Annotated in this window: 5 protein-coding genes; 3 read left to right on the top strand and 2 right to left on the bottom strand. The window is 67.9% G+C overall.

What is annotated here, in order from left to right; all coding sequences use genetic code 11:
- Positions 1-72: 72 nt before the first annotated feature.
- Genes VIR09_RS19730 through VIR09_RS19720 form a run of 3 tightly spaced genes read left to right on the top strand, consistent with a single transcriptional unit; the run spans position 73 to position 2,634 of the window.
- Entirely contained in the window at positions 73-1,047 is a 975-nt protein-coding gene (locus VIR09_RS19730) for a diacylglycerol/lipid kinase family protein (protein WP_332014398.1), read from the top strand.
- Complete coding sequence (locus VIR09_RS19725) at positions 1,044-1,829, top strand: metallophosphoesterase family protein (protein ID WP_332014397.1); 786 nt, start codon at positions 1,044-1,046, stop codon at positions 1,827-1,829. Before VIR09_RS19730 ends, VIR09_RS19725 begins: the two co-directional genes overlap by 4 nt.
- A gap of 37 nt (positions 1,830-1,866) precedes the next feature.
- Positions 1,867-2,634: a phosphatase PAP2 family protein gene (locus tag VIR09_RS19720; RefSeq protein ID WP_332014396.1), complete on the top strand. Its 768-nt coding sequence runs from the start codon at positions 1,867-1,869 to the stop codon at positions 2,632-2,634.
- On the opposite strand, the gene VIR09_RS19715 is transcribed toward VIR09_RS19720, so the two are convergent.
- Positions 2,605-3,042: an NAD(P)-binding domain-containing protein gene (locus tag VIR09_RS19715; RefSeq protein ID WP_332014395.1), complete on the bottom strand. Its 438-nt coding sequence runs from the start codon at positions 3,040-3,042 to the stop codon at positions 2,605-2,607. The genes VIR09_RS19720 and VIR09_RS19715 overlap by 30 nt on opposite strands.
- A partial coding sequence (locus tag VIR09_RS19710) for a PaaI family thioesterase (protein WP_332014394.1) occupies positions 3,039-3,339 on the bottom strand: 301 nt, incomplete at its 5' end. The genes VIR09_RS19710 and VIR09_RS19715, both read right to left, overlap by 4 nt.

Genomic DNA, 3,339 nt, shown 5'->3' with positions numbered 1-3,339 from the left:
GGCGGGCGCGCCTGGCGCCGCCCGCCGCAAGCCTTGTTGCGGCGTTTTGCCGGCATGGGGTATGTTTGTCGCATGACGCTTCCCCAGCAGAACCCGGCAACCGCTGCCCATTCCCTGAAGGGACAAGAACCCCTTTTCATCGTCCTCAACACCGGATCGGGACGCGGCGACGCGCAGATCCTGCAGGACACGATCCGCCGCATACTCGACGAGGCCGGGCGCCGCTACGAGCTGATGCCCGTGCAGGATCCGTCGCGCCTGACCGATACGGCCGAGGCGGCGGTCAAGCGCGCACAGGAGCAGCAGGGCGTGGTTATCGCGGCGGGTGGTGACGGTACGCTCAACGCGGTTGCCGGCGTCGTGCTGGGCAAAGGGGTGCCCTTCGGCATCCTGCCCCAGGGCACGTTCAACTACTTTGGGCGCAGCTACGGCATCTCGCAAGATACGGAAGTGGCCCTGCGCGGCTTCCTGCAAGGCCAGCCCAGGCCGGTGCAGGTCGGCATGCTCAACGGTCGGCTGTTCCTGGTCAATGCCAGCCTGGGCCTGTATCCGCAATTGCTCGAAGACCGTGAAGCGTACAAGCAGAAGTACGGCCGCAGCCGGCTGGTGGCGCTATGGTCGGGTCTGGTCACGCTGCTGCGCGCGCCGCGCCAATTGAGCCTGCTGCTGGATCACGGCGGCCAGGCTCGCAACCTGCGCTCGCCCACACTGGTGGTGGGCAACAACAAGCTCCAGCTGGAGCACATCGGCATCGAGTCCGCGGAATTGGACCAGAACCGGCTGATCGCCATGGCGGCGCGGCCTGTCGGCACCGTGGCGCTCTACGGGCTGCTGCTGCGCGGCCTGTTCAGCCGGTTGGGCGAAGCCGAGCATGTGGTGAGTTTCGCATTCGACCGTCTGACCGTGGCCGTGCGCGGACGCCGGCGCGTCAAGGTGGCGATGGACGGCGAAATCTCCTGGATGGATACGCCGCTGGAATTCAAAGTGGCCGACGAACGACTGCCGCTGGTGGTGCCGGCGGACTCGCAATACCTGGACCGTTCATGACCCGTATCCTGCATTTTTCCGATACCCACTTCGGCACGGAACGCAAGCCCGTGGTCGAAGCCGCGCTGGACCTGGCCTGCAAGCTCGCGCCCGACCTGGTGGTGCTCAGCGGCGACATCACGCAACGCGCGCGGCGCGGCCAGTTCGCCGCCGCCCGCAAATTCATCGAACGCCTGTCGCTGCCGGTGCTGACCGTGCCGGGCAATCACGACATTCCGCTGTTCAACGTGTTCGCGCGCGCGCTGAATCCTTACGGCAACTACAAGCGGGCCTTGGGTCCGGTGCTGGAACCCGTGTTCGAGAATGCCGGCCTGCTAGCCATCGGCGTCAACACGACGCGTCCGCATCGGCGCAAGGATGGCGAGATTTCCGGCACGCAGATTGCCCGGGTCGCCGAGCGGCTGCGCCAGGCCAAGCCGGGGCAGTTGCGCATCGTGGTCGCGCACCACCCCGTGCGCGCCAAGGTGGAGTCGGACCTTTCCAACCTCCTTATCGGCCGGGAGCGCGCGCTTGAGGCCTGGGCGCAGGCGGGCGTCGACCTGGTCCTGGGCGGGCATATCCACCTGCCTTACGTGCTGCCCCTGACTCCCGCGGCTTCCTCCAGTGGTTGGGTTGTGCAGGCCGGAACTACCTGCTCGCGCAGGGTCCGCGGCAACGTGCCCAATTCGGTCAATGTCATTACCTGCGAAGGGCAGGGCGATTGCCAGATAGAGCGTTGGGACTACGCCGCGGGGGCGCATGCGTTTGCACCGGTAGACAAGACCCTGGTCGCGTTGTATTGAAAGGGAGCGGGAATTTCATCGTGACGGGCGCTTATTCATGACGGATGCGTATGCGGCTTGGGCCGCGGCCCATGCCTTGCAGCTATTCATCGCGCTGCCATTGCTGGCCGGCGGAGCGGCGCTGCTGTTTGCGCGCTGCGGCCTGAGCCTGCCCGGCCGCAGCCGCGCCGCTTTCTTCATGGCCGGCACTTGCGCCGCGCTTGCGCTCTTCCTGGTACTGGCGTTCGCGATAGAAAGCGAGGGGGCGGTGGTGGCCTTTGACCGCGCCCTGGCCGGTTCCCTGAGCATGTCCATGTCAACGCCGCTACTGTGGCTGCTGTCCTGGTTCACCTATCTGGGCGACCGGAAATTCCTGACCGGGATCAGCGTGCTGATGACGCTGTTCCTGCTGTGGCGTGGCGAATGGCGGCTGGCGCTGGTCTGCGCCGTCGCCACCGGCGTGGGCGGCGCGCTCAACTGGCTGCTCAAGCACGCGTTCCAGCGGGTGCGGCCGGAGCACGACCATGGCTACGCCAGCGTGGCAGGGTGGAGTTTTCCCAGCGGCCACTCCTCGGCCGCGATGGCCGTCTACGGCATGGCCTGCTATCTGTTGTGGCGTCTGGCGCCGCCTGCCTGGCGCCTGCCTGGTATCGCGCTGCTGGCGGCGCTGATCATGGCGATCGGACTCAGCCGTATCCTGCTGCAGGTCCATTTCGCCAGCGACGTGCTGGCGGGCTTCGCGGTCAGCCTGGCCTGGCTGGCGCTGTGCGTGGCGGTGGCGCAGCGCCTGCGGCCATCATGCGCCAGGGGCCAGGGCGTTCAGTAGGCGGGCCTCAGCGCTTGCGGCGTCCGCAGCCGCGTGCAGGGGCGCGCAGGTGTAACGGCCGCCTGCTGCGACGATGGCCTGGTCCAGGCTGCGCGCACGCTCGGCGCAGGGCGGCTCCAGGTCCACGATCAGCTTGCCCGCTACCGGCGCCGTCACGTAGCCGTCGCTGAAGCGCTCCAGGGTGCGGTCGATCTCGCGCTCGCGCGGCAGGGCCAGCACGATGGTGTCAGATTCTTCCAGGGCTTCGCGCGCCGACGTCGCCAGCGTGGCGCTGCCGCGGAAGTCCTCGCAACGCCCGGGCTCGATGTCGTAGAGGGTCAGCGCGATGTCCGGCTCGGCCTCCAGGAGGCGCTGCGCGGCCAGCGTGCCGGTTTTGCCCATGCCGACGATGCTGACGCGCATGCTCATGGCTTGGGCACGGACCACGTGCTCACGATATGGGCCAGGGGCTCGTCCGAGCCATCTCCGGTCAGGATGACTTCGCCGGCGGACAGTCGGCCGACTTTCAGCAGCCGGGCGTCGGCATAAATGGCGCCTGCCGGACTCTTGCGCAGGAAATTGATCGTCAGGCTGGCCGTCACGGCGTGCGCCTGGCCGGTGGCGCCCACCACCGCGGCGTACATGGTCAGGTCGGCCAGGCCCATCAGCATCGGACCGGCGACGATGCCGCCCAGCCGCTGGTGGGCGTCGCGCGCGGGCAGCACC

The organism is Achromobacter sp. (genome assembly GCF_036567245.1).
GTDB lineage: Bacteria > Pseudomonadota > Gammaproteobacteria > Burkholderiales > Burkholderiaceae_B > Achromobacter.
The sequence above is the reverse complement of the archived record's forward strand: the minus strand, read 5'-3'. Positions and strand labels throughout refer to the sequence as shown.